General features: G+C 63.0%; 20 protein-coding genes. 14 read left to right on the top strand and 6 right to left on the bottom strand.

Annotation, left to right across the window (positions count from 1 at the left end; translation table 11 throughout):
• Positions 1 to 7 precede the first annotated feature (7 nt).
• From ACFPFW_RS10200 to ppx, 5 genes are all read left to right on the top strand, one after another.
• The gene (locus ACFPFW_RS10200) at positions 8 to 580 is read left to right on the top strand and encodes a CDP-alcohol phosphatidyltransferase family protein (protein ID WP_114955931.1); all 573 of its coding nucleotides are present in this window, start codon (positions 8 to 10) and stop codon (positions 578 to 580) included.
• Positions 577 to 1,686 (top strand): AI-2E family transporter, encoded by a 1,110-nt coding sequence (locus tag ACFPFW_RS10205; RefSeq protein ID WP_114955713.1) that lies wholly within the window; start codon positions 577 to 579, stop codon positions 1,684 to 1,686. The genes ACFPFW_RS10200 and ACFPFW_RS10205 overlap by 4 nt, the downstream gene beginning before the upstream one ends.
• Entirely contained in the window at positions 1,683 to 2,363 is a 681-nt protein-coding gene (locus ACFPFW_RS10210) for an HdaA/DnaA family protein (protein ID WP_114955712.1), read from the top strand. Before ACFPFW_RS10205 ends, ACFPFW_RS10210 begins: the two co-directional genes overlap by 4 nt.
• Before the next feature lie 69 nt (positions 2,364 to 2,432).
• Positions 2,433 to 4,628: an RNA degradosome polyphosphate kinase gene (locus ACFPFW_RS10215; RefSeq protein WP_379770556.1), complete on the top strand. Its 2,196-nt coding sequence runs from the start codon at positions 2,433 to 2,435 to the stop codon at positions 4,626 to 4,628.
• On the top strand, positions 4,579 to 6,156 hold the full coding sequence (gene ppx / locus ACFPFW_RS10220; RefSeq protein WP_379770559.1) for an exopolyphosphatase: 1,578 nt from the start codon (positions 4,579 to 4,581) through the stop codon (positions 6,154 to 6,156). The genes ACFPFW_RS10215 and ppx overlap by 50 nt, the downstream gene beginning before the upstream one ends.
• A gap of 3 nt (positions 6,157 to 6,159) precedes the next feature.
• On the opposite strand, the gene rnd is transcribed toward ppx, so the two are convergent.
• Positions 6,160 to 7,311, bottom strand: a complete 1,152-nt coding sequence (rnd, locus tag ACFPFW_RS10225; protein WP_114955710.1) for a ribonuclease D — start codon at positions 7,309 to 7,311, stop codon at positions 6,160 to 6,162.
• 130 nt (positions 7,312 to 7,441) lie between these two features.
• Between rnd and aspS the strand changes: the two genes are divergently transcribed.
• Positions 7,442 to 9,232, top strand: a complete 1,791-nt coding sequence (gene aspS / locus ACFPFW_RS10230) for an aspartate--tRNA ligase (protein ID WP_114955709.1) — start codon at positions 7,442 to 7,444, stop codon at positions 9,230 to 9,232.
• Positions 9,233 to 9,366: 134 nt separating this feature from the next.
• Positions 9,367 to 11,661: an NADP-dependent malic enzyme gene (locus ACFPFW_RS10235; protein ID WP_114955708.1), complete on the top strand. Its 2,295-nt coding sequence runs from the start codon at positions 9,367 to 9,369 to the stop codon at positions 11,659 to 11,661.
• A gap of 14 nt (positions 11,662 to 11,675) precedes the next feature.
• On the opposite strand, the gene ACFPFW_RS10240 is transcribed toward ACFPFW_RS10235, so the two are convergent.
• Positions 11,676 to 12,581, bottom strand: a complete 906-nt coding sequence (locus ACFPFW_RS10240) for a sugar kinase (RefSeq protein WP_114955707.1) — start codon at positions 12,579 to 12,581, stop codon at positions 11,676 to 11,678.
• A 163-nt stretch (positions 12,582 to 12,744) separates the two neighbouring features.
• On the opposite strand from ACFPFW_RS10240, the gene ACFPFW_RS10245 reads away from it, so the two are divergent.
• Entirely contained in the window at positions 12,745 to 14,340 is a 1,596-nt protein-coding gene (locus ACFPFW_RS10245; RefSeq protein ID WP_379770565.1) for an EAL domain-containing protein, read from the top strand.
• Positions 14,341 to 14,418: 78 nt separating this feature from the next.
• Entirely contained in the window at positions 14,419 to 14,742 is a 324-nt protein-coding gene (locus ACFPFW_RS10250) for a glycine zipper domain-containing protein (RefSeq protein WP_114955705.1), read from the top strand.
• A gap of 52 nt (positions 14,743 to 14,794) precedes the next feature.
• On the opposite strand, the gene ACFPFW_RS10255 is transcribed toward ACFPFW_RS10250, so the two are convergent.
• Both ACFPFW_RS10255 and ACFPFW_RS10260 read right to left on the bottom strand, forming a co-directional pair.
• Positions 14,795 to 15,235, bottom strand: coding sequence for a CoA-binding protein (locus ACFPFW_RS10255; protein WP_114955704.1), 441 nt, complete (start codon positions 15,233 to 15,235; stop codon positions 14,795 to 14,797).
• A 36-nt stretch (positions 15,236 to 15,271) separates the two neighbouring features.
• Positions 15,272 to 15,868 carry a hypothetical protein gene (locus ACFPFW_RS10260; RefSeq protein ID WP_114955703.1) on the bottom strand — a complete coding sequence of 199 codons (597 nt, stop codon included), beginning with the start codon at positions 15,866 to 15,868 and terminating at the stop codon, positions 15,272 to 15,274.
• A gap of 120 nt (positions 15,869 to 15,988) precedes the next feature.
• Here ACFPFW_RS10260 and ACFPFW_RS10265 point away from each other — a divergent pair, with 120 nt between their 5' ends.
• The 5 genes from ACFPFW_RS10265 to ACFPFW_RS10285 all read left to right on the top strand — a co-directional run bounded on the left by ACFPFW_RS10265 (position 15,989) and on the right by ACFPFW_RS10285 (position 19,159).
• On the top strand, positions 15,989 to 16,273 hold the full coding sequence (locus ACFPFW_RS10265; protein ID WP_114955702.1) for a hypothetical protein: 285 nt from the start codon (positions 15,989 to 15,991) through the stop codon (positions 16,271 to 16,273).
• 162 nt (positions 16,274 to 16,435) lie between these two features.
• Positions 16,436 to 16,897 (top strand): 50S ribosomal protein L13, encoded by a 462-nt coding sequence (gene rplM, locus ACFPFW_RS10270; RefSeq protein ID WP_114955701.1) that lies wholly within the window; start codon positions 16,436 to 16,438, stop codon positions 16,895 to 16,897.
• 5 nt (positions 16,898 to 16,902) lie between these two features.
• Positions 16,903 to 17,385 carry a 30S ribosomal protein S9 gene (rpsI, locus tag ACFPFW_RS10275; protein ID WP_114955700.1) on the top strand — a complete coding sequence of 161 codons (483 nt, stop codon included), beginning with the start codon at positions 16,903 to 16,905 and terminating at the stop codon, positions 17,383 to 17,385.
• Between the two features lie 427 nt (positions 17,386 to 17,812).
• Positions 17,813 to 18,799 (top strand): agmatinase, encoded by a 987-nt coding sequence (gene speB, locus ACFPFW_RS10280; protein WP_114955699.1) that lies wholly within the window; start codon positions 17,813 to 17,815, stop codon positions 18,797 to 18,799.
• 63 nt (positions 18,800 to 18,862) lie between these two features.
• Positions 18,863 to 19,159, top strand: a complete 297-nt coding sequence (locus ACFPFW_RS10285; protein WP_114955698.1) for a PilZ domain-containing protein — start codon at positions 18,863 to 18,865, stop codon at positions 19,157 to 19,159.
• On the opposite strand, the gene nadC is transcribed toward ACFPFW_RS10285, so the two are convergent.
• Positions 19,147 to 19,998 carry a carboxylating nicotinate-nucleotide diphosphorylase gene (nadC, locus tag ACFPFW_RS10290; RefSeq protein ID WP_114955697.1) on the bottom strand — a complete coding sequence of 284 codons (852 nt, stop codon included), beginning with the start codon at positions 19,996 to 19,998 and terminating at the stop codon, positions 19,147 to 19,149. The genes ACFPFW_RS10285 and nadC overlap by 13 nt on opposite strands.
• Positions 19,995 to 21,557 (bottom strand): L-aspartate oxidase, encoded by a 1,563-nt coding sequence (locus ACFPFW_RS10295; protein WP_114955696.1) that lies wholly within the window; start codon positions 21,555 to 21,557, stop codon positions 19,995 to 19,997. The genes nadC and ACFPFW_RS10295 overlap by 4 nt, the downstream gene beginning before the upstream one ends.
• Between the last annotated feature and the right edge of the window lie 13 nt (positions 21,558 to 21,570).

Here is a 21,570-nt window from a genome sequence, read left to right on the forward strand (position 1 = left end):
GATGCCGATGAACCTGCCCAACACGATCACGGTGCTGCGTCTCGTCGCCGTGCCGGTCGCTGTCTGGGCCATACTCGGCGGCTTCATCCAGCTCGCATTCTGGGTGTTTCTCGCCGCCGGAATTTCGGACGGTGTCGACGGATATCTCGCTCGCCGCTGGAATCAGCGGACCGAGCTCGGCGCTTATCTCGACGCTATCGCCGACAAGGCGCTTCTCGTCTCGATCTATGTCACGCTCGCGATAGGGGACGTCATTCCGAACTGGCTCGCGATCATCGTCGTGTTCCGCGACGTGATGATCGTTGGCGCCGTCATCCTGTCCTGGCTGATGGAAAAGCCCATCACCATCAAACCTTTGATGGTCTCGAAGCTGAATACGGTAGCGCAGATCCTCTTTGCCGCGGCGATCCTTTCGACGAAAGGGTTCGGCGTCGACTGGGGCCACATGCTCTATCCCGCCGCATTCGTGACGGCTGGCTTGACGCTCGTCTCGGCGGCTGCCTATCTCGCCGCATGGATGCGTCACATGGCAGAACCGGCACCTCCGAAGCCGAGCTCGAGGAAGAGCGCTCGGGAATGACGATCCAACGCCAAGTCATTTTCTGGCTTGTGGCGTTTGTCCTGGTCGTCTTCGTGCTTTGGCTGCTGAGCGATATCCTGCTGCCGTTCGTGGCCGGTTTTGCGCTTGCCTATATGCTGGATCCGCTTGCCGACCGGCTGTCTCGCACCGGGATCGGGCGAACGACGTCCGCCGTCCTGATCCTGCTGGCGTTCCTGTTGGTGGTGATCGTACTCGGCGCGATCCTCGTGCCGATGCTGGTGGATCAGCTACAGGCATTCGTCAACAATCTCCCGGACTACATATCCAGGATCCAGGCGCTGATTGCCGGCCCAGGACTGGGATGGTTGCGCAGTATTGCCGGCGACCGGCTGCCGAGCGTTCAATCCTCGATCGGCGGTATCGTCTCGCAGGGAGCAAGCTGGGCGGGTGACTTCCTGAAAAGCCTGCTGCAGGGCGGCGCAGCCTTGATGTCGGTGGCGAGCCTTCTCGTGGTCACTCCTGTGGTCGCCTTCTACATGCTGGTAGATTGGGACCGCATGACTGGCTCGATCGACGGGTGGGTGCCTGTGCGCCATCGCGACACGGTTCGCCAATTGGCGCGCGAGATGAATGACGCGGTCGCGGGCTTCGTCCGGGGTCAATCGATTGTCTGCATACTGCTCGGCACGATGTATGGAGTCGGGTTGACCGTCGTCGGCCTGAACTTCGGCCTTCTTATCGGCCTCGGGGCGGGCCTCATCAGCTTCGTGCCTTATGTCGGCTCGCTGACGGGCCTCGTGGTGGCGACGGGCGTGGCGCTCGTTCAGTTTTGGCCGGACTATGTCTCGATCGGGCTGGTCCTGCTCGTCTTCGCTGTCGGCCAGTTCATCGAGGGTAATATCCTTTCGCCGAACCTCGTCGGCCGCTCGGTCGGCCTCCATCCGGTCTGGCTGATGTTCGCGCTATTCGCGTTTGGCGCGCTGTTCGGTTTTGTCGGCCTCCTTCTCGCAGTGCCGCTCGCGGCCGCTGCCGGTGTCATCGTCCGGTTTGCGTTGTCGCAGTATCTGGCGAGTGAATTCTACACCGGCGGAGAGGCCGCGAAGCCGAAACAGCCGCGCCGGAAAGCATCGACTGGCAAGGCATGACACGCCCGCCGCGGCAGCTGGTCTTCCAGCTCGATTCCGGTCCAGCGTTCGATGCGGCTGACTATCTCGTGACGCCGTCGAACGAGCAGGCGCATTCCTTCCTGACAAAATGGCCGAACTGGCCAGGTCGCTCCGCTCTGCTGGTCGGTCCGCATGGCAGCGGCAAGAGCCATCTGACGGCGATCTGGAGCGAGCAGGCGGACGCCGCGGTTTTGGACGCGAGACGCCTGACATTGGCGGCGGTCGACGAGATCGAAGGCGCCGTCGCCGTTGAGAACATCAATGCGAACGGCAGCGAGGACAAAGTCCTATTTCATCTTGTTAATTCCGCACGTGAGAAGAAGTTCTGGCTTCTGCTGACGGCTTCGCAGGTGCCGAACTTGATCTGGCCGAAACTGGCGGACCTGGCGTCCCGCCTTCGCGCGCTGCCCGTCGCGGAACTCTTTGCGCCTGACGACGCGTTGGTTAGAGCGGTTCTGGTGAAACTCTTTCATGATCGGCAGCTTGCCGTGGATGCCGAGGTGGTCGACTATATTTCCCGCCGCATGCACCGATCGCTTGGAGTCGCGCGCGACCTCGTCGCAGCGCTCGATGAGGAGGCGCTTTCGCTGGGTCGACGCGTCACGCGCCCGATCGCGTCCGAGGTGATGGCAAGGTTCGAGGAAATCGAGGAGTAGATGTCCGTCGCGCAACCGTCATCTTCGGGTCGTAACAGCAGGGCCAAACCGGCAAAAACGGGTGGCCCAATGATGTCCGAAGATGAAGTCGTCGAAGTCCTCGACGCGACTGCAGTCGTCACCCCCGGCGCCGAGCCTTCGACTGACGTTCGCCATTCCCCGGAACGCTTCATCAACCGCGAACTCAGTTGGATCCAGTTCAACCGCCGGGTGATGGAAGAAGCGGACAATCCGAACCATCCGCTGTTGGAGCAACTCCGTTTCCTGTCGATCTCGGCGAACAATCTCGACGAATTCTTCATGGTCCGCGTCGCGGGCCTCAAGGGGCAGGTCCGCACCGGCGTTACCGTGGTGAGCCCGGACGGCCGGACGCCTGCCGAGCAGCTCGACCGCATCAACGAAGTCGTCGTCGAACTCGCGCACGACCAGCAGCGCCGCTGGCTGTCGATTCAGGGCGATCTGAAAAAAGCGGGCGTCGTCATCGTCGGCCGCGACGAGATCGGCGAGCATGAGCGCGCCTGGCTCGACGACTATTTCATGCAGTACATCTTCCCGGTTCTGACGCCTATGGCGATCGACCCGGCGCACCCGTTCCCGTTCATTCCCAATCTCGGCTTCTCGCTTGCGCTGCAGCTGACGCGCCAGAGCGATGGCCGGCCGCTGAACGCTCTGATCCGCGTTCCCGCCAAGATCGAACGCTTCATCCGCATCGCCACTGACGGCCATCCGGGCGTGACCCGCTTCATCCTGCTCGAGGACACGATCGGCCTGTTCATCGGCCGTCTGTTCCCCGGCTATGTGGTCAAGGGGCAGGGCGCGTTCCGTGTCATCCGCGACTCTGACCTCGAAGTCGAGGAAGAGGCCGAAGATCTCGTCCGGCTGTTCGAATCCGCATTGAAGCAGCGCCGTCGCGGCACGGTGATCCGACTCGAAATTCAGAGCGGCACTCCGGAAGAGCTTCGCCTTTTCGTGGCTGACGCGCTCGACGTGAGCGAGAACGAGGTGTTCCTCGTCGACGGCCTGATCGCGTTGAACGAGCTTTCTCAGATCGTTTCGCTCGATCGGCCGGAGCTGAAGTTCATTCCCTACAATCCGCGCTTCCCGGAACGCATCCGCGAGCACGGCGGCGACTGCTTTGCGGCGATCAAGCAGAAGGACATCGTCGTCCATCATCCCTATGAGAGCTTCGACGCCGTCGTCCAGTTCCTGAACCAGGCGGCGCGCGATCCGAACGTGGTCGCGATCAAGCAGACGCTCTATCGCACATCGTCGGACAGCCCGATCGTCAAGGCGCTCGCGGAGGCGGCGGAGGCCGGCAAGTCGGTGACGGCGCTGGTCGAGCTCAAGGCGCGCTTCGACGAAGAGGCCAACATCCGCTGGGCGCGCGACCTGGAGCGTGCCGGCGTGCAGGTCGTGTTCGGCTTCCTGGAGCTGAAGACGCACGCCAAGCTGTCACTGGTGGTGCGCCGCGAAGCAGGGCAGCTCGTGTCCTACTGCCACGCCGGCACCGGGAATTATCACCCGATCACGGCAAAGATTTATACCGATCTCAGCTTCTTCACCGCCGATCCCGTGATCGGTCGCGATGTCGCGCGCATCTTCAACTTCATCACTGGTTATGCCGAGCCGGCCGAACTCGAGGCGATGTCGGTCTCGCCATTTAGCCTGCGTCGCCGCATCCTCGATCACATTGCGGCCGAGATCGACCATGCCAAGGCCGGCCGTCCGGCGGCGATCTGGCTGAAGATGAACAGCTTGGTCGACAGCGTCGTCATCGATGCGCTCTACGATGCGAGTCGCGCCGGCGTCGAAATCGACGTCATCGTCCGTGGCATCTGCTGCCTGCGCCCTGGTGTTCCGGGCCTTTCGGAAACCATACGCGCCAAGTCGATCGTCGGCCGGTTCCTCGAACATTCTCGCATCTATTGTTTCGGTAATGGCAAGGGTCTGCCGAACCCCGAGGCCGCGGTCTACATTGCCTCGGCAGACCTGATGCCGCGCAATCTCGACCGTCGCGTCGAGACGCTCGTGCCAATCCTGAACCCCACGGTCCACGAGCAGGTGCTCGACCAGATCATGGTGGCGAATCTGAAGGACAACCAGCAAAGCTGGACCGTATTGCCGGATGGAACCTCGCGTCGCATATACCCCGCGGACGGTGAGGAACCATTCAACGCGCATCGTTATTTCATGACCAATCCGAGCCTGTCGGGACGTGGTAAATCTGTTAAAAAGAGTTCGCCTCGGCGTCTCGCCAACCGCTGAACTGCCGGCGAGCCTCGACGCAGTCGAGGAGGCGCGCGGTCGTTTGCGGACAGGCCCGACGATCGGCGTCATCGACATCGGATCGAACTCGGTCCGACTGGTCGTCTATGAGGGGCTGACTCGCAGCCCGACGCCGATCTTCAACGAGAAAGTGCTTTGCGGCCTCGGCCGCTCCGTGGCGACGACGGGGCGACTGACGCAACGTGCCGTCACCAAGGCGCTGGCGGCGCTGAAGCGGTTCCGTGCGCTTTGCGACGTCATGCGCGTCGACGAGGTCAAGGTGCTGGCGACGGCCGCCGCGCGCGACGCCGCGAACGGCCAGGCTTTCCTCGATGAGGCGCGAGATATCTGCCGGGCGGATATCGAGCTCCTGTCCGGCAAGCGCGAGGCGCATTTGTCGGCGCTGGGCATCGTTTCCGGCATTTTTCATGCCGACGGTATTGTCGGCGATCTAGGCGGCGGCAGCCTCGAACTGATCGACGTGAAGGATCACGAGGTTGGTCAGGGCATCACGCTTCCGCTCGGCGGCCTGTCGCTGCAGGACGTCTCCGAAGGATCGATCAAGAAGGCGAGCAAGATCGTTCGCGACGCCATGGGCAAAGCCAGTCTGCTGAAGGGGCAAGAAGGCCGGAGCTTCTATGCCGTCGGCGGCACCTGGCGCTCACTTGCGCGTCTTCACATGGCACAGAAGCATTACCCGCTTAGGGTGATGCACGCCTATACGATCCCGACCAAGGAAGCGCTGAACCTTTGCCGTCGCGTCCGGATGCAGACGCCGGAGAGTATCCCGTTCATCAATGTCGTGCCGAGCGAGCGTCGGCCGCTGTTGGCCTATGGCGCGGTCGTTCTCGAATACGTGCTCCGCGTGATGAAACCGAAGGATGTCGTCGTCTCGGCCATGGGCGTCCGCGAGGGCCTTCTCTACGAGATGTTGGATGAGCAGACGCGTGAGGTCGACGCACTGATCGCGGCGGCCGAAGAATTCAACGTTCTCCGCTCGCGCTCGCCGAAGCATGGCTACGAACTGATCGACTGGACGGAGCGCCTGTTCGAGACCGCTTTGCTCGAGGAATATCCCAGCGATCGCCGGCTGCGCCATGCGGCCTGTCATCTCGCCGATATCGGCTGGCGCGCGCATCCAGACTATCGCGGCCAGCAGAGCCTGAACATCATCGCCAACGCCGCTTTCGTCGGCGTCGACCATCCCGGCCGGGCGTTTCTGGCTTTGGCGATCTATTATCGCAATGAGGGCCTGAGTGACGACGGCGTCAGCCCGATGCTGCTGCAGCTCGCGATGCCGCGTCTGCTGGAACGGGCGAAGATCGTCGGCGCGGCGATGCGTGTGGCTTATCTGGTTTCGGCCTCGATGCCCGGCATCCTGCCCCAAGCGCCAATCGAGGTCTCGAGCGACAAACTGGTGCTACGCCTCTCGCATGAATTGCGCGATCTGGCCGGCGACCGCTTGCACAACCGGCTGCGCCAGCTCGGGCGGCTGATCGGCAAGGAAGCCGAGATCATCGTCAGCTGACGATCAATCCTTGATCTCGACCGCGGCGACCCGGCCTTTGCGCAGGCCGAGCGCGATGTCGCCTCGCTTGAGCCCGAGCGCCTTCTCGCCGAACAGGTCGCGCCGCCAGCCGTGAAGGGCGGGGACATCGGCGTTGTCGTCGGCCGCGATCTGTTCGAGATCGTCGGTCGTCGCCAGAATTTTCGGCGCGACGCCTTCCTTCTCCGAGATCATCTTGAGAAGAACCCGGAGCAGCTCGACGGTTGCACCGGCACCATTCGGTGGCGGACGGTCGCGTTCGATCTTCGGGATGGTCGTCGGATCGCGTTCCACGCCCCGCTTGACCGCTGCGATGAGGTCGCCGCCCGCCTTCGATCTCTCGAAGCCGCTCGGTAAGCCGCGCAGGCTGGCCAGCGCTTCAGGACTGGTCGGGCCCCGCAGTGCGACCTCGGCGAGAATTTCGTCCTTCATGATGCGTGACCGCGGAACGTCGCGGGTCTGGGCGTCGAGCTCGCGCCAGGCGGCGACTTCCATCAGAACAGCGAGGTCGCGCGGCTTGCGCAACCGTGCCTTGATGCGCTTCCAGGCGTCTTCCGGAGCCTGGCGATAGGTGTCGACCGAGGTCAGGATCGACATCTCCTCGGTCACCCATTCGCTGCGGCCCCGTTTTTCGAGGTCTTCCGACAGGCGGCGATAGACCGAGCGGAGATAGGTGACGTCGGCCAGCGCGTATGTGAGCTGCGCCTCGGTCAGGGGCCGGCGGCTCCAGTCGGTGAAGCGCGACGACTTGTCGAGCTGGACGCTGGTGATGCGCTGGACAAGCTGGTCGTAGGAGATCGACTCGCCATAGCCGAGCACCATCGCTGCGACCTGGGTATCGAACACCGGATGCGGGATCAGCTTGGCGCGATGCCACATGATCTCGATGTCCTGCCTGCCGGCGTGGAAGACCTTGAGCACGCGCTCGTCGGCCATCAGCGCGAAGAGGGGGCCCAGATCGAGGCCAGGGGCCAGGGCGTCGACAGCAAAAGCGCCTTCGTCGTCAGCGAGCTGGACGAGGCAAAGCTTTGGCCAGAACGTCGTTTCCCGCAGGAACTCGGTGTCGACGGTGATGAACTTCGATAAACTGAGACGGGCGCAGGCGGCCTGAAGATCAGCGGTGGTCGTAATCAACATAGGCCGTCATATAACCGACTCGCGCGCGATGCACGACTGCGACGGTTGACAATTGGCCGCGTCGCGTGCGGTTCTCCGCCGCCTTTAGCGCATCAGGCGCGTTTGCCAAGAATTTTCAGGACACCCGGTCATGCATCGTTACCGCTCCCATACCTGCGGCGAGCTTCGCGAGGAGCACATTGGTGAAACCGTTCGCATTTCGGGCTGGGTTCATCGCATTCGCGACCATGGCGGCGTCCTCTTCATCGACCTGCGTGATCATTACGGCCTGACGCAGTGCGTGGCCGATCCGGATTCGTCCGCTTTCAAGCATGTCGAGAAGGTTCGCTCGGAATGGGTGATCCGGATCGAGGGCACCGTCCGCAAGCGTCCGGCTGGCACGGAGAACGCCGAGCTGCCGACCGGGCAGATCGAGCTTTTCATCAAGGACGTCGAAACGCTCGGCGCCGCGGCCGAACTGCCGCTGCCGGTGTTCGGCGAGCCGGATTACCCGGAGGACATCCGTCTCCGCTACCGCTTCATCGATCTGCGCCGCGAAACGCTGCACAAGAACATCATGACGCGGACGAAGATCGTCTCGTCCATGCGCCGCCGGATGGGCGATGCTGGTTTCACCGAGTTCGCGACGCCGATCCTGACCGCGTCATCGCCGGAAGGCGCGCGCGACTTCCTGGTGCCATCGCGCATTCACCCCGGCAATTTCTACGCGCTGCCGCAGGCGCCGCAGCAATACAAGCAGCTTCTGATGATTGCGGGCTTCGACCGCTACTTCCAGATCGCGCCGTGCTTTCGCGACGAGGATCCGCGTGCCGACCGCCTGCCTGGTGAATTCTATCAGCTCGACCTGGAAATGAGCTTTGTCGAGCAGGAAGACGTCTTCTCGACCATGGAGCCGGTGTTGCGCGGTGTGTTCGAGGAATTCGCTGAAGGCAAGCCGGTGACGCCGAGCTTCCCGCGCATCCGCTATTCGGACGCGATGCTGAAATACGGTTCGGACAAGCCGGACCTCCGCAATCCGATCGTCATCGCCGATGTGAGCTCGGAGTTCACCAAGGAAGAGGTGACCTTCAACGCCTTCAAGAACGTCGTCGCCTCGGGTGGCGTTGTCCGCGCGATCCCGGCGCCGGGCGCCGCGACGCAGCCGCGCTCGTTCTTCGACAAGCTGAACGACTGGGCGCGCGGCGAGGGCGCGCCGGGACTCGGCTATATCGTTTTCGATGACGAGAGCGGCGTGCTGACCGGCAAGGGGCCGATCGCGAAGTTCCTTCCGGCCGACGTGCAGGCCTCGATCGCTTCCACGGCCGGCATCGGCGCGGGCGATGCGGTGTTCTTCTCGGCCGGCGTCGAGGACAAGGCGGCGAAGCTCGCCGGCGCCGCTCGTATCCGCGTCGGCGAGGAGCTTGGTCTGATCGACAAGGACCGGTTCGAACTCGCCTGGATCGTCGATTTCCCGTTTTACGAATGGAACGAAGAGGAGAAGAAGGTAGACTTCTCGCACAACCCGTTCTCGATGCCGCAGGGCGGCCTGGAAGCGCTGCAGACCAAGGATCCGCTGACGATCCCGGCGTTCCAGTACGACCTTGTTTGTAACGGCTACGAGATCGCCTCGGGCGGCATTCGCAACCACAGGCCGGAAACAATGATCAAGGCCTTTGAAATCGCCGGATATGGCGAGGAGACGGTCATTGAGCGTTTCGGCGGCATGTATCGCGCGTTCCAATACGGCGCGCCGCCGCATGGCGGCATGGCGGCCGGCGTGGACCGCATCGTGATGCTGCTCTGCGGTGCGCAGAGCGTCCGCGAGATCGCGCTGTTCCCGATGAACCAACGTGCCGAAGACATCCTGATGGGTGCGCCGGCGACGGCCACTCCGAAACAGCTTCGCGAATTGCATATCCGCGTAAACTTGCCGGAGAAGTAGCCTCGCCGCCCGCGTCATCGTCACTTCACGCGATGGCGATGTATTTGGAATTGCTGGATTAAGAACAAAATCCCCAGCTTGAAGAATGCCTTCGAAGGGCGTTCACTCAGGCCCCCTCGACGAACAGGCTTCTCATGGCTTCGAATATTTCCGACGATCTCCGTAAAGCGGCTCTTGCGTTCCACCGCCATCCGAAGCCGGGCAAGCTCGAAATCCAGGCGACGAAGCCGCTCGGCACGCAGCGCGACCTGGCGCTCGCCTATTCGCCGGGCGTCGCCGCCGCCTGCGAGGAAATCCACGAGAAGCCGGAGGAAGCGGCCGAACTGACCGGTCGTCAGAACCTCGTCGGAGTCATTTCGAACGGCACGGCCGTGCTCGGCCTCGGCAATATCGGCCCGCTGGCGTCGAAGCCTGTCATGGAAGGCAAGGCCGTCCTGTTCAAGAAGTTCGCCGGCATCGACGTGTTCGACATCGAGATCGCCGCGACCGAGCCGGATCATGTCGTTGAAGTCGTAGCGGCGCTGGAGCCGACCTTCGGCGGCATCAACCTCGAGGACATCAAGGCACCCGAGTGCTTCGAGATCGAAGAGAAGCTCAAGGAGCGGATGGGCATTCCGGTGTTCCACGACGATCAGCACGGCACGGCGATCATCGTCGCGGCGGCGATCGTCAACGCGCTGGAACTCGCCAACAAGCGCATGCAGGATGTCAAGATCGTGACATCTGGTGCGGGCGCCGCAGCCACGGCGTGTCTGAACTTGCTCGTCAACATGGGCGCAAAGCGCGAGAACATCTGGGTCACCGACCTCGAAGGCGTGGTCTATGAAGGCCGCAACGTCCTGATGAACCGCTGGACCGAGGTCTATGCGCAGAAGACGAAGGCCCGGACGCTCGCCGACGTCATCGGTGGTGCCGACATCTTCCTGGGCGTCTCCGCTGGCAATGTGCTGAAGCCCGAAATGGCAAAGGCGATGGCGCCGAACCCGCTGATCCTGGCGCTCGCCAACCCGATGCCCGAGATCATGCCGGACGTCGCTCGCGAAGTTCGCCCGGATGCGATGATCTGCACTGGCCGCTCGGACTTCCCGAACCAGGTCAACAACGTCCTCTGCTTCCCGTTCATCTTCCGCGGCGCGCTCGACGTTGGCGCATCGACGATCAACGAGGAGATGAAGCAGGCGGCTGTGAAGGCGATCGCCGCTCTGGCTCGCGAGGCGTCGTCGGACGTGGTCGCGCGCGCCTATGGAGGCGAGACGGTCGGTTTCGGTCGTGAATCGCTGATCCCGAACCCGTTCGATCCGCGTCTGATTCTCCGCATTGCGCCAGCCGTTGCCCGCGCGGCGATGGAGAGCGGCGTTGCTCGCAAGCCGATCGCGGATTTCGACGCATACGACGACCGCCTGTCGCGCTTCGTCTACCGCTCGGGTTTCGTGATGAAGCCGATCTTCGCCGCCGCGAAGGAATCGCCGCGCCGCGTCATCTACGCCGAGGGCGAGGACGAGCGGACGCTGCGTGCGGCACAGGTCGTGGTCGAGGAAGGTCTCGCTCAACCGATCCTCGTCGGCCGTCCGCAGGTGATTGAGACGCGCCTGAAGCGATTCGGCCTGTCGATCGCGTCCGGACGCGACTTTTCCATCGTCAATCCCGAGGATGATCCGCGCTATCGCGATTACGTCGCGCTCTATCTGGACCGGGCAGGGCGCCATGGCGTGACGCCTGATCTGGCCCGTACGATCGTTCGCACCGATGCGACCGTGATCGCGGCACTGTCGGTTCTCCGTGGCGAAGCGGATGCGATGATCTGCGGTCTCGAAGGCCGTTATCCGGCACACTTGGCCACGATCAACGACGTGATCGGCAAGAACCAGGGTGTTTCCGATTATGCGGCGATCTCGCTGCTGATCACAGCCCGCGGAGCGCTGTTCATCTCGGATACCTACGTGGGCCTCGAGCCGACGGCGGCCCAGATCGCGGAGAAGGCGCGCCTTGGAGCCGAGGTCGTGCGCCGCTTCGGCGTCGAGCCGAAGATCGCGCTTCTCAGCCATTCCAATTTCGGATCGCGTGACTCGGCAAGCTCGCTGAAGATGCGGGAAGCGCTGGCGATCCTGCATGAGCAGGCGCCCTACCTCGAAGCCGATGGCGAGATGAATGCGGACCTCGCGCTCTCCCAGGAACTGCGGGACCGTGTCCTGCCCTCGTCGCGCCTGAAGGGCGACGCGAATCTGCTGGTCATGCCCGATCTCGATGCGGCCAAGATCGCCTCGCAGCTCGTCGCGGCGATGGACAATTCGCTGCCGATCGGTCCGATCCTGGTGGGTGCGGCGCGTCCGGCTCAGATCGTTACGTCGACGACGACGACACGCGGCCTCGTCAACGTCACGGCTTTTGCCGTGATGGAGGCGCAGGAATACGCCAGCCAGAAGAACTGACCGGCGATGGCGGTTCAGGAGGCTTTCTGAACCGCCTCGCGCATTGTGCGGGAGACGTATTCGACGTCTGCCAGGGTCGGCAGGCTGTCCTCGATACCGAGATGCTGCACCGAGTGGGCGGATGCCGCGCGCGCGAAGCGGAAATGATCCGCCCAAGGCGCATATGGCCGCGCCAGATACGAATAGAGATAGGCGCCGTGGAAGATGTCGCCGGCGCCGTTCGTGTCGATGACGCGCTCAAACGGCACCGCGAGTGACGGCGTTTCGCGCGGTGCGCCTTTCTCGTCGTACCAGACGATTCCACGCTCGCCGAGCGTGACCGCGCCAACCTTGCAGTCCTTGGATTTCAGGTATTCGAGCATTTCGGCAGGGGCGAGCTCCATCTGTTCGCACATCCGCTCCGACACGACGGCAACGTCGATGAAGGTCAGAAGCTCGTCGGTATTCTCTCGCACGGCACCGCCGTCCAGCGAGGTCAGAATGCCCGCATCTCGACATCTCTTGGCGTAGTGGAGGGCGGCGTCAGGCTGATGTCCGTCGAGATGCAGGGCGCGGCAGCCGGAGAGGTTGAGCATCGGAAACGGATGAAGGTGGTCGTCATCGCGGCAGCGAACGATCGCTCTTTTTCCGGCATTCGGCATGATGAAGGAAAGGGACGCCTCTCGGACTTTGCGCGAATGCAGCGGTATCGAATAGCGCGAGGCCATATCCCGGAACATTCGCGACAGCCAGTCATCGCCGAGCGTGGTGAGGAGGTCGGGCACGATGCCGAGCTTGGCGCAGCAGAAGGCCGCGGCGACGGCGTTGCCGCCGAAGCTGACCGCATAGTCATCGGCCAAGGTCTTTTCATCCCCCGTGGGTAAGTGGTCGGTGATGAAAGTCACATCGATATAGGTGTGACCAATGAAGAGAGCTTCCATTTCTCCCCTTTCCGACGCGGCCAATACCGCCGTTATTCTTCTTTTCCTACAGCAAGTTCCGCGCCGTCCCCGGTTTAAGAGCGGCTTAACGTGCCGCGGTCTATAGGACGAGGGTAAGTTGCGGAGACGCGCTTTGGTTCGGCGCAAGACTAGCAGATCAAGAGTGTCGCTGCTCGTGTGTGCGATGGCTTTCGCACCGCTTGTCGGTCTGAATCTCTTACTCTGGATGCATATCAACGCACATGGCCGAACCGATGTTCGCGATGCGGCGGCTCATATCCTCGAATTGGTCGAAGCGCGTCTCGACGAATCGATGACGCAACTCGTCGCACTCGGAATGGCGAGCAAGCCCTCGTGTTTGCCCGATGGGCTTGCGCAGCTGTCGCGAGCCGCCATGAAGGCGACCCAGGTCAGTGAAGTCAGCGTCATCGATTCGACGGGGGCAACTCTCTGCACCCCGAACGGGGCACCTCGCATCGTTCGCACGGTCTCATCGGCCCATGATACTGGAAATCCGAACATCAAACTGTTCGCGGTCGACCTCGGCAACGACCAGGGGCCGCGATCGGTGCGTTTCGTCTGGCAATTTCCCAATGGGGCGAGCCTGGCGATGCTGCTCTCCGGCGAGAAGCTCATGCCCGCGCTTGTGGTTGGCCGCCTTCAGGCCGACTTCATCGCCCGGTTGACCCTTGTTGACGGCACCTTCGTCGCCAATCGCCTCTCGAACCAGCAAATGGCATCCGATGGGAAGTCGGCGTTCGAGGTCCAGGCGATCTCCGACCGCTATCCCATCGCGCTGACGGTCGCCGTGCCCAGCGAAGCGTTGTGGCGCAGCTATCGCGAGCTCTTTATCTGGGGCAATGCCGGTGGCCTGCTGCTCGCTATGCTCAGCATCGCGGTCGCGATCGGCGTGGCGCGGCAAACTGAGGGGCCAGTCCGCGATATTGAGAACGCGATCCGGCGGGGCGATTTCATTCCCTATTACCAGCCACTCGTCGATATCCGCACCGGCAAGCTGCGTGGCTGCGAGGTTCTGGTCCGGCGCCGGCGACCCGATGGCGGCATCGACGGGCCGGGCGCGTTCATTCGTCTGGTGGAAGCGACGGGACAGATATTCGAGATCACCCGGAGCTTGATGGTCCAGGCGCGCGACGAACTTGGACCCGCCTATGGGCCGCGGCCGGAATTGAAAGTGTCGTTCAACCTGGTTGCCGAGCATTTCGACGACATGACCATCGTCTCCGATGTGCAGGAGATTTTTAGCAATGGGCCGGTCCGGCCGAACCAAGTCGTGCTCGAGGTGACGGAACGTCAGCCTCTACCGAATCTTGCCAGCGCTCGGGTGATCATCGCCAAGCTGCAGGAGCTTGGAGCCCGTATCGCGTTGGACGATGTCGGAACCGGCCATGGCGGCATGTCCTATCTGCTGAAGCTCGGCGCCGACCAGATGAAGATGGACAAGATGTTCGTCGATGCGATCGGGACGGAGCGTTGCTCGTCGACGATCATCGATACGCTGGTGAAGCTGTCCGAGGACTTGAACATGGAGTTCGTGGCCGAGGGCGTCGAAACCTTCGAGCAGATCGAGTATCTGCGCGAGAGAGGCGTGGTAGCGGCGCAGGGCTTCGTGTTCTCCCCGCCGCTGCCCGGCAAGCTGTATCTCGAGCTGGTCGAGACACTCCACCCGATTTCCGGCAGCAAGAAACAGCGGAAGGTCAGAAAGGCTCTTCGCGGCGGCGAAACCGAGTTCGCAGCATAACGCGGGAATAGTCTGGAAATTGCCTCGATTGCGTGTGAGAACGCGCGAGGCTTAGACGCCAAATCACGGGGGGATTACATGATCCGCAAGACTGCAATCGCGGCCGCCATGCTGATGGCCGGAACCTTTTCTCAGGCTCAGGCTCAGGACGGTGGCCTCGTTGGCGGCCTTCTCGGTGCCGGTGCAGGTGCCGTGATCGGTGGCGCGGCGACCGGCCGTGCCGGCGGTGCGGCGGCAGGCGCCATTATCGGTGGTGTGACAGGCGCCATCATCGGCAGCGAATCCGACCGCCGCCGTTATCGCGAGCGCCGCGAGGGCTTTTATTTCAATAGCCGCGGCCGCTGCTGGTACGAATATCCGAACGGGCGAGTCGTGAAGGTCGCGAATTACCCCTGCCGGTAATCGCCCTGAATGGAAGCAAAAAGGCGCCCTTGGGCGCCTTTTTCTTTTGCCGTCAGGCCGGCGTTTTCGGCTGAAGACGGGGAATTTCGATCTTCGGGCAACGGTCCATCACGACCTGAAGGCCAGCCGCGCGTGCCTTCTCGGCCGCCGGCTCGCTGATGATGCCTTGTTGCATCCAGAGGATCCGCGGCTTGGGATCCAACGCGATTACCTCGTCGGCGACGCCGGGAAGATGCTCGGCCGCGCGGAAGACTTCGACCATATCGATCGGCTCCGGGACATCCGCGAGCGAGGCGTACGCGGTCTCGCCGAGGATTTCCTTGCCGGCCTGTCCCGGATTGATGGGGATGATGCGGTAGCCATGCTGCTGCAGGAATGCGGGAACGTAATTCGAGGGACGCTCGGCCTTTTCACTGGCGCCCACGACCGCGATCGTGCGGACGCCCTCGAGAATGCTGCGGACGTCGGAATCGGAAAGGCCATCAGCGGCCATGGCGGAATCTCCTGTTGCTCAATCTGATATAGGTGGTCAGCCGCCCGTTGCCGACCTCAATCGCTGAAGAAACGGCTGCACCGCCTCGCGATTTCCGGGAAGGGGCTCGAATTCGGCGAGAGCGGCGAATTGAGCGTCGAGGTCCTCGATGGCCTTCTTCTTGTCCTCATCGCTGAGGGTCTTGTCCGCCCGGATTTCCCGCTCGGCCGCTCCCTTCTGGCTGGTGAGGTCTTCGACCCGGCCGAAGTTCACGGATTCTGCAGCCAGCGCGATCGAGTAAGCCGCGTTTGCCCAGGCTGCATAATTGCCGAAGCCAAAACGGGCGAGGACCGCATTGATGCGCCGTTCCGCTTCAGGATCGAAGAGATATGGCACGAGGAGGAAGGGTATGTCGTCCAGGTTGGTCGAGGCCGGAGGCGCCTTTTCCTTGGCATCGAACTCCCGCGCCAGGACGATTGTGTCTGGCAGGCTTTCGACATAGCGCCGCACCATATCGGGCGAGAGCTGGATCTGGACCGGTTGGACATCGGGCAGGGGAGCTGTCTCCACGACCGAAGCGTTGGTCTCGGTCTGGGCGTGCGCCGCCGTGCCGGCCAGAATGGCGAACGCGAGAAGGGTTGCGATCAGACGCATGCGACTCAAGCTGAACGGGATGATTTGCCTTGATGCCCCGTTAAGGGGGCGTCTTGCAACCCTCCCAAGCCATGGAACGTGATGCGTTTGCAGGCGTTTTTAGGGAAGGGAGAGCCTTGAATGACCACGCATTTCGTCAAACGTTCCGTCCCTCAAGACGGCGAAGTTTCACTGAGAATTCATCAGGACGCGTCCGAGGTGCTTGGCGAGGTCACGGCGCCGGACGGTTTGGCCGGAACGCACACCGCGGCGGAGGTCGCCGCGCAGCATCATGAGCCTATCGGTGTCCATCAGGCATTGGCATCGGCGATTCAGCTTGCCGGCAAATATGGCGGGGTGGTCGGGGTAATAGACGAAGATGATCTCTGGAAGGACGAATGGGGCGATCTGGTCCATGAAGCCTAGAGAATCAGAGCGTGTTTCGGGGGTATTTTAATACCATTTTTATAAGCCATTGATTCTACTGGGCTATTCTATTCTCCATTTCGTTGATTTGTCGGTCGTGTTGAGCTAGAAGCTCCGCAGCTGGCCGCCTGTGCGGCCGCTCTCATTTTCAAGGATCTCGACATGTCCACGTTTTCGGCGAAGCCTGCCGACGTCGAGAAGAAGTGGGTCCTGATCGACGCCGAGGGTCTCGTCGTCGGTCGCCTGGCTTCTCTCATCGCGATGCGCCTTCGCGGCAAGCATCAAGCCATTTTCACCCCCCACGTCGATACCGGTGACAACGTCATCGTCATCAACGCCGAGAAGGTGGTGTTCACCGGCAAGAAGCGCGCCGACAAGAGCTATTTCTGGCACACCGGTTATCCGGGCGGCATCAAGGAGCGCAAAGCCGAGAAGATTCTCGACGGCCGCTTCCCGAACCGCGTCCTCGAGAAGGCCGTGGAGCGCATGCTTCCGCGTGGCCCGCTCGGCCGCCAGCAGCTCGGCAACCTCCGCGTCTACGCCGGTTCCGAGCATCCCCACACCGCTCAGCAGCCGGCCGTCCTCGACGTCGCCTCGCTGAACCGCAAGAACGTCCGGAGCTGAGCCCCATGGCCGATAACATCCAGTCTCTCGAAGATCTCGGCGGCGCTCTCGGCTCGTCCGGTGCGTCCGAAGCACCGCGTCACGAGCAGAAACTCGACGCCCAGGGCCGCGCCTATGCCACGGGCAAGCGCAAGGACGCGGTTGCCCGCGTCTGGATCAAACCCGGCTCGGGCAAGATCGTCGTCAACGACCGCGAACTCGAAGTTTACTTCGCCCGTCCGGTCCTGCGCATGATCCTTCAGCAGCCGCTTCACGTCGCCAACCGCGATGGCCAGTACGACGTGCGCGTCACGGTCGCCGGCGGCGGTCTTTCCGGCCAGGCTGGCGCTGTTCGCCACGGTCTGTCGAAGGCTCTCACCTATTTCGAGCCGGAGCTCCGCTCCGTCCTGAAGAAGGAAGGCTTCCTGACCCGCGATTCGCGTGTCGTCGAACGTAAGAAGTACGGTCGTGCCAAGGCCCGCCGCAGCTTCCAGTTCTCGAAGCGCTGATCGAACGGCATCCAGAAAACGAAAAGGCGGGCTCGGTGCCCGCCTTTTTTCGTTTTTACCGTTTTGCCGTCCGGGTCTCGCCTCTGACTTCGTAGAGCGCTGCCATCCCGGCCCGGGTGATCTGAACGGAGCGGAGCTTGTGTTGCGCCCATCCGTTTTCGATCAAACTCGGTATGACCGGAAAGTCATCGTCGTGAAGTAAAGGTGTGGTATCTAGCCACCGCATCGGTACCCAGCGACCTCTTGCTCCTTCAAGCACGGTCAGTACCCGTGCCTGCGCTTGCGTAGCGTTCATCTTCTCGCACCCCAGCGAAAGATAACAATTCCAAAAGTGTCCGCCCGAAGTGCGGATTCTGGAAGTGGACTGAACGTCGCGTACGGGGCAAAACGCTGAATAGCGTTATTGTTTTCTGTCTGTGAGTCTTTCATGCCACATGATCCGTTGGCGCCGCGTCCCGTCGACCGGGCGCTCGATTCCGACTTCCGCTACGGCCAGAGCACCGAACCGAACTATTCCGGCGTGGTGTCGTTTCTCCGCCGCGTCTACTCGCGTGACCCGTCCGGTTTCGATGTGACGGTGTGGGGCGTGCCGCTCGATACGACTGTGTCGAACAGGCCCGGTACAAGGTTCGGACCAAGAGCGATCCGCGAGGCCTCGACCATCCTCGACGGCGATCCGGTGTATCCATTCGGATACGATATCTTCGCGGAACTATCGGTCTGCGATTCGGGCGATGCGGTATTCGACTACGGCTATCCGGCTGAAACTCCGGCAGCGATCGAGGCACAGGCGGCCGCGCGACTTGCGACGGGCGCGCATCTTCTGACCCTGGGCGGCGATCATTTCCTGACCTATCCGGTGCTGAAAGCGTTGGTGAAGAGACTCGGTCGACCGGTCGCGCTTCTCCATTTCGATGCACACCAGGACACCTGGGATGACGTCGACAATGCGCGCATCGACCATGGCACGATGATCTCGCGTGCTGTCGCGGACGGTCTGATCATTCCAGAAAAGTCGATCCAGGTCGGTATCCGTACTCATGCGCCCGCCCATCACGGCATCGCGGTCGTCAGCGGCTTCGACGTGGCTGATCTCGGGCCGGCAGCGATGGCTTCGCGGATTCTGGCGCATGTCGGCGACACGCCGGTTTACCTGACCTTCGATATCGATGCGCTTGACCCGGCCTATGCGCCCGGCACCGGCACGCCGGTTTGCGGCGGCCTTTCGACCCGCGAAGCGCTGGCGATCCTGCGGCGGCTGGAGCCGCTCGATCTCAGGGGCGGCGATGTCGTCGAGGTGTCGCCCCCTTACGATCACGCCGGAGTTACGGCCTTGGCGGGAGCGACGATCGCACAATACTACCTTGGATTGTTGTCTGCGCGGAAAGTGGCCGGGAAGAGCATTTCTGTCTGAGAAGAGTGCAACCTATAATTTACTACTAGAGCGGATGCTCGTCGCAGGTGGAGGGGGAACCACATGGGACGTTACGACTTTAACAATCGCAGGGCGATCCGCAGAACCATCGCTGGAGAGGGGCGAGTCCTGTTGCCGAACGGCGTGGTACTGGAAGTCGTGGTTCGCGACGTATCGCAGACCGGGGCCCAGCTCGAGCTGCTGACCTTCGAGGACGTGCCGGACTATTTCACACTTGAGATGGCCGCGAATATCCCCGTCGTTCGCAAGTGCAAGATGGTCTGGCAGGACGCCGAAATGATCGGGGTCATGTTCCCCGACCGGCAGCCGAAATATCCGCCGCGCCGTCAGGTGATCTGAATATCGAGGCCGAGATCGAGCACCGGCGCGGAATGAGTGATCCAGCCGGTCGAGATCAGGTCGACGCCGCTTTCTGCGATCGCCGTGACGCTTTCCAAGGTCACACCGCCTGAGGCCTCGGTGATCATGCGACCCGCGACCCGGCGCACAGCCTCCGCGAGGAGATCCGGTCCCATATTGTCAAGCAGGACCGCATCGGCTCCTTCGGCGATGACCTCGTCGAGCTGATCCAGTCCGTCAACCTCGATCTCGATCTTCACGAGATGGCCGGCACCAGCCTTCGCAGCACGCAAAGCAGCGGCGATGCCGCCGGCGACCGCGATGTGGTTGTCCTTGATGAGAACCGCATCGTCGAGGCCGAACCGATGATTGGCACCGCCGCCACAGCGCACGGCATATTTCTCGAAGACGCGCAGTCCGGGCGTCGTCTTGCGCGTATCCGCGATCTTGGCCCGGGTATGTGCGATCCTCCGCGCGAAGGCGGACGTCGCCGTCGCAACGCCCGAGAGACGACCCAGATAGTTCAGCGCGACGCGCTCGCCGGAGAGGATCGGGCGGGCGGGGCCGTTGATGCGGGCGATGATCGCGCCGGGGGTGACTGCATCTCCATCGGCAAGCTGTGCCTCGAAAGAAACCAACGGATCAAGACGGCGAAAGGCTTCGGCCGCCAGCTGCAGACCGGAGACCACCCCCGGTCCGCGGGTGGCAATGACGGCCGTCGCCTTGGCGGAAGCGGGAATCGTCGAATTGGTCGTGATGTCGCCGGCGCGACCAAAGTCTTCGGCAAGCGCCGCCTCGACCGCACGGGACACCTGGATCGGGTCGAGAACAGGAATCACTCAGCGGCCTCGATGACGTGTTGAGCCGCTTCGTCAGCGATCGCGCGTGCTTTGTCGAGCGTCAGTATCGTGCGGTGCTGAAGCGAGGGATTTGCGTCCGGATAGTCGGTACGGGCATGGCCGCCACGACTCTCGTGCCGCGCCCATGCTGGCGAGGCGACGAGCAGTCCGGCTATCGCCATTCTGCGCAGGGCCTGTGGCGCGGCGCGGTCGCGGTCGATCGCGCGGAGATGGGCCAGCGCACTGGCGATGCCGTCGGCATCGCGGAGGACGCCAACCTGGCGGCTCATAATTCGGCGGAGTTCCATCATTGCCGGAGTGTCGGGCGCGAGGAGGGCAGCAACTGCCGTTGCGTCGCCGTCGGCGGGCGAGACAGAGGAGGGTACGATCTCGCCGTTGACGTCGTCGGCGATGCGGGCTGCGAAGACGATCGCCTCAAGCAGCGAGTTGGACGCCAGGCGATTGGCGCCATGGACGCCTGTCGAGGCGACTTCACCGCAGGCCCAGAGGCCGGCCAGGGAGGTCCGACCGTCGCGGTCGGTCTTCACTCCGCCCATGTGATAATGCGCGGCAGGGGCGATCGGGATCGGCTGGATGGTTGGATCGATGCCGGCCGCTGTGCAAGTGGCGTAAACGGTGGGGAACAGATCGGGGAAGCGCGCGCCGATCGCCTGACGGGCATCAAGGAAGGCGCCACGGCCGGCCGCGATCTCGGCAAAGACGCCGCGCGCAACGACGTCGCGCGGGCCGAGCTCGGCGTCCGGGTGGAGCTTCGGCATGAACCGCTCACCGAGACCGTTGATGAGGATCGCTCCGTCGCCGCGCAGGGCTTCCGTCGCCAGCGGCGCCGGATCGCGGCCGATGTCGATGCCGGTCGGGTGGAACTGGACGAATTCGGTGTCCGCCAGGACCGCTCCGGCAAGCGCCGCTGCCGCGAGGCCATCGCCGCGCGATCCAACGGGATTGGTGGTCACGGCATAGAGATGCCCGATGCCACCGGTCGCTAGAATGACAGCTCGGGCGGGAATCGTGGTCGGTCTGCCGCCTACGATGGCGCCGGTCACGCCGGTCACGCGGCCATTCTCTGTGCGCAGGCTGGTGAGCGACCAGTTCTCGACGATGCGGATCTCGTCATTCGAGCGCACGGCCGAGACCAGCGCGGCCATGATCGCCTTGCCGGCGAGGTCGCCACGGACCCGGACGATACGGCGGGCGCGATGGGCGGCCTCGCGGGAAAGCGCGAGCTTGCCTTCGAGATCCCGGTCGAAGGGGACGCCGTAGCGAAGGAGATCGTCGATACGCTGACCGGCTTCTTCGGCGATGAGCTGCGCGATCTCGGGGTCGACGATGCCGGCACCGGCAGCGATCGTATCAGCGGCATGCGCTTCCGGCGTGTCGCCTTCGCCGATGGCGGCCGCGATGCCGCCCTGCGCCCAGGCAGACGCGCCTTCGCCAAGCGGCGTTACGGTCAGCACCGTGACCGGGCGGTCGAGCTTCAGCGCGCAGAACAGACCGGCGAGGCCGCCGCCGACGATGACGATTTCACTCGAAGGGGACATGGCCGCCTCGCGG

Origin of the sequence: Flaviflagellibacter deserti, from assembly GCF_042652085.1 — a bacterium.
Taxonomy (GTDB): domain Bacteria; phylum Pseudomonadota; class Alphaproteobacteria; order Rhizobiales; family Methylopilaceae; genus Flaviflagellibacter; species Flaviflagellibacter deserti.

Excerpts from the sequence above, each read along its gene's own strand:
- ACFPFW_RS10200 (WP_114955931.1), top strand. The coding sequence starts at position 8 with ATGAACCTGCCCAACACGATCACGGTGCTGCGTCTCGTCGCCGTGCCG.
- ACFPFW_RS10205 (WP_114955713.1), top strand. The coding sequence starts at position 577 with ATGACGATCCAACGCCAAGTCATTTTCTGGCTTGTGGCGTTTGTCCTG.
- ACFPFW_RS10210 (WP_114955712.1), top strand. The coding sequence starts at position 1,683 with ATGACACGCCCGCCGCGGCAGCTGGTCTTCCAGCTCGATTCCGGTCCA.
- ACFPFW_RS10215 (WP_379770556.1), top strand. The coding sequence starts at position 2,433 with ATGATGTCCGAAGATGAAGTCGTCGAAGTCCTCGACGCGACTGCAGTC.
- rnd (WP_114955710.1), bottom strand. The coding sequence starts at position 7,311 with ATGTTGATTACGACCACCGCTGATCTTCAGGCCGCCTGCGCCCGTCTC.
- aspS (WP_114955709.1), top strand. The coding sequence starts at position 7,442 with ATGCATCGTTACCGCTCCCATACCTGCGGCGAGCTTCGCGAGGAGCAC.
- ACFPFW_RS10235 (WP_114955708.1), top strand. The coding sequence starts at position 9,367 with ATGGCTTCGAATATTTCCGACGATCTCCGTAAAGCGGCTCTTGCGTTC.
- ACFPFW_RS10240 (WP_114955707.1), bottom strand. The coding sequence starts at position 12,581 with ATGGAAGCTCTCTTCATTGGTCACACCTATATCGATGTGACTTTCATC.
- ACFPFW_RS10250 (WP_114955705.1), top strand. The coding sequence starts at position 14,419 with ATGATCCGCAAGACTGCAATCGCGGCCGCCATGCTGATGGCCGGAACC.
- ACFPFW_RS10255 (WP_114955704.1), bottom strand. The coding sequence starts at position 15,235 with ATGGCCGCTGATGGCCTTTCCGATTCCGACGTCCGCAGCATTCTCGAG.
- ACFPFW_RS10260 (WP_114955703.1), bottom strand. The coding sequence starts at position 15,868 with ATGCGTCTGATCGCAACCCTTCTCGCGTTCGCCATTCTGGCCGGCACG.
- ACFPFW_RS10265 (WP_114955702.1), top strand. The coding sequence starts at position 15,989 with ATGACCACGCATTTCGTCAAACGTTCCGTCCCTCAAGACGGCGAAGTT.
- rplM (WP_114955701.1), top strand. The coding sequence starts at position 16,436 with ATGTCCACGTTTTCGGCGAAGCCTGCCGACGTCGAGAAGAAGTGGGTC.
- rpsI (WP_114955700.1), top strand. The coding sequence starts at position 16,903 with ATGGCCGATAACATCCAGTCTCTCGAAGATCTCGGCGGCGCTCTCGGC.
- speB (WP_114955699.1), top strand. The coding sequence starts at position 17,813 with ATGCCACATGATCCGTTGGCGCCGCGTCCCGTCGACCGGGCGCTCGAT.
- ACFPFW_RS10285 (WP_114955698.1), top strand. The coding sequence starts at position 18,863 with ATGGGACGTTACGACTTTAACAATCGCAGGGCGATCCGCAGAACCATC.
- ACFPFW_RS10295 (WP_114955696.1), bottom strand. The coding sequence starts at position 21,557 with ATGTCCCCTTCGAGTGAAATCGTCATCGTCGGCGGCGGCCTCGCCGGT.